Source organism: Methylomonas sp. BG-2 (genome assembly GCF_057766305.1).
The window spans coordinates 1-2,618 of record NZ_JBYMAP010000369.1 but is presented as its reverse complement, the minus strand read 5'-3'; the positions used below and the strand labels follow the sequence as shown (position 1 = coordinate 2,618).

The following is a 2,618-nucleotide window of genomic DNA, read 5'->3' as shown; positions in this document are numbered from 1 at the left end:
TAATAGGAGATTCCGATGACATGTCCGCGCCTTGAAAGCCCAAAATACTTGACCGCGATTTCGACCGTTTTCGCGCTGGCCGCCGCGGGATTTGTTCCGGTGGCGGATGCCGCGCTGTTAAATGCGAATTCCGGAGGCACTTTCACGATGAACTTTGACCGCGACGCGTTGGCGGTTTCCAGCTTTGGTTCAGTCGCCAATCCGGGTTATTTTCTGGTGGAATATTTCGACACCACGGAATCGGATTACACGACCCGCACCGATTCGTCGTTTTACTACAACAATCCGACCCGCGTCGAAATTCCGGCCGTAAACCTGGTGCATGACATTACTCCCGTCAGTGCCGCCAATCCGAGCGCCCAGGTGTCGGGGCGCTACGTCAGAGCCACTACGCCGGATTTCGCGATCGATTCCGAGACATTGACCGGTACCGGCACCATGGGTATGACCGGTGTGGAGATGTTTCGAGGAAATTTCTCCGGCACGTTGTTGAACGGCGACTACACGCTGAAATACGACCCGGACGCTCGGCAGATCATGTGGGATGCTTTTGGTATTTCGGGTACGCCGGGCGGTTGGTATTTGCAAAACAACATTTCGTTTAGCGCGGTGGGCTACGAACTTGGTAATTTGCGGATTCAGTACAGCAGCACCGGCGATTGGATGCTCAGCGGCGATTTGCTGTTGTCACCCGAGAACGCGGTTTTTATCAAAAATGCCGTGTTGGCCGATATGGGCGATTTTTGTTTAGGCGTGGGCGCTTACAGCGGTTGCGGCCAAGTGGCCGCCGTTCCGTTACCCGCAGCGGCTTGGTTCTTCGCCTCCGGAATCGCCGGATTCGCTATCAACGGCTACCGCCGCTTCAGGAGGGCGCGATGAAACTTCGCCTTGGTCACACCGTGCCTTTGTCGCTTCGAATTTCCGCCAATTGGCTGGGTTTCGGCGTTTTAGCGGCTTTCTGCGCGACGCCGGGAAGCGTCGGCGCGCAATCGCTGTATCAATATGGACAGTATTCGAGCATTCAAATGAACGTGGACGCGGCCGGCGCCAATATTGTCGGTGATGCGGCCCACGAGCCTACCATCGCGCTGGACCCGAACAATCCCAACCGGCTGGTCTCGGGCTGGAAGCAGTTTGCCAGCATCGCTTCGGGTAGCCGGGAAGGCGGCTGGGCCTACAGCGACGACGGCGGCAAGCACTGGCATTTTCAAGGCGTGGTGACGCCGGGCGAACAACGTACCAACATCATGGTCGATGTGGATTCGTTGGGTAATTTCTACTACCAGAGCCTGCATTACGATAGTACCGGTAATTTCGCGGCGGACGTGCAGGTGTTCAAATCGCTCGACGGCGGCGTCAGCTGGCAAGCACCGGTCTATGCTCACGGTGAAGGCGCGGATAAGGGCCGAATTGGCATAGATCGGAGCGGAACCGCCAGCGACGGCAACATTTATTTACACTGGCGGGAAGGTTTGGACGACAAGCGTTTTACCCGTTCGGTCGATGGCGGCCTGAGTTACGAAGATCCGGTCAGCGTGCCGGAAAACCCGTCATTCGGTACCATCGGCGTCGGAACCCATGGCGAAGTGTATTTGCCCGGCCGCAAGGAAAGCGGCAATTTGGTGGGTACGAAACTGGTCTATGACGGTTATTTGTTCGCCACCTCGTTGAACGCGGGCAATCCCGGCGCGACGCCCAGCTTCACGACGCAAGCCATCGACATGGGCGGTTCGCCGATCACCTTCATGATCCCGAACAACCCCAACCCGGCCGGACCGATTGGCGATATTCAAATCGCCGTCGATCATTCGGTCGGCGCGTTGCGTAACAACATTTACTTACTCGCGCCGGTTGATCCGCCCGGCACCGATAGCCTGGACGTGACCTTTATTCGCAGCAGTGATGGCGGTGCGACGTGGTCGGCACCGCAACGTGTCAATACCGATTCGGCGGATCGGAACGCCTTTCAGTGGTTTCCAATGCTGGGCGTTGCCAACAATTCCCGAATCGATGCGGTCTGGTACGACACCCGCGAAAAGCTTCAGGCCGGCACATCCCAGTTGTTTTATTCCTACTCATGGGACGGCGGCGTAACCTGGAGCCCCAATCGAGCGGTTACCCCAACCTTCAACACCCAGTCCGGCTATCCGCTGGGCGTCGACAAAATCGGCGATTACAGCCATCTGGTTTCCGATCAATACGGCGCTCACGTGTCCTATACCGCGACCTACAACGGCGAGCAGGACGTTTACTATCTGAACGTATTCCCGGATTGCAATAACAACGGCAAATCGGACGTCTTGGATATTGAGCAACGCCAAAGCGGCGACACCAATCAAAATCATTTGCCCGATGCTTGCGAAAATATTACGGTGATCGGCGACCAAGACAACGACCGCGATGTGGATTTGCTCGACCTCAATATCGTGTTGGCTGCTCGAAACAGACCGGCGAGTGGTGCTAGCGATCCCAGGGATTTGGATCGCAACGGCACGATCAATTTGCTCGACTCGCGCAAACTGAGTTTGCTATGTACTCGACCGAAATGCGCGAAGTAAGACGGTTCGTAGCCGAAAGCCCGGCAAGGTTATTTCAGCGTGGGTGATCGAGCGACGGTT

General features: G+C 56.5%; 2 protein-coding genes. Both read left to right on the top strand.

What is annotated here, in order from left to right; translation table 11 throughout:
- Positions 1-15 precede the first annotated feature (15 nt).
- On the top strand, positions 16-879 hold the full coding sequence (locus AC3B8H_RS20255) for a hypothetical protein (RefSeq protein WP_488443326.1): 864 nt from the start codon (positions 16-18) through the stop codon (positions 877-879).
- Complete coding sequence (locus AC3B8H_RS20250) at positions 876-2,558, top strand: beta propeller repeat protein (protein ID WP_488443325.1); 1,683 nt, start codon at positions 876-878, stop codon at positions 2,556-2,558. Before AC3B8H_RS20255 ends, AC3B8H_RS20250 begins: the two co-directional genes overlap by 4 nt.
- Positions 2,559-2,618 lie beyond the last annotated feature (60 nt).

Bases quoted from the DNA above. Each gene is read 5' to 3' on its own strand.
- AC3B8H_RS20255 (WP_488443326.1), top strand. From the start codon at position 16: ATGACATGTCCGCGCCTTGAAAGCCCAAAATACTTGACCGCGATTTCG.
- AC3B8H_RS20250 (WP_488443325.1), top strand. From the start codon at position 876: ATGAAACTTCGCCTTGGTCACACCGTGCCTTTGTCGCTTCGAATTTCC.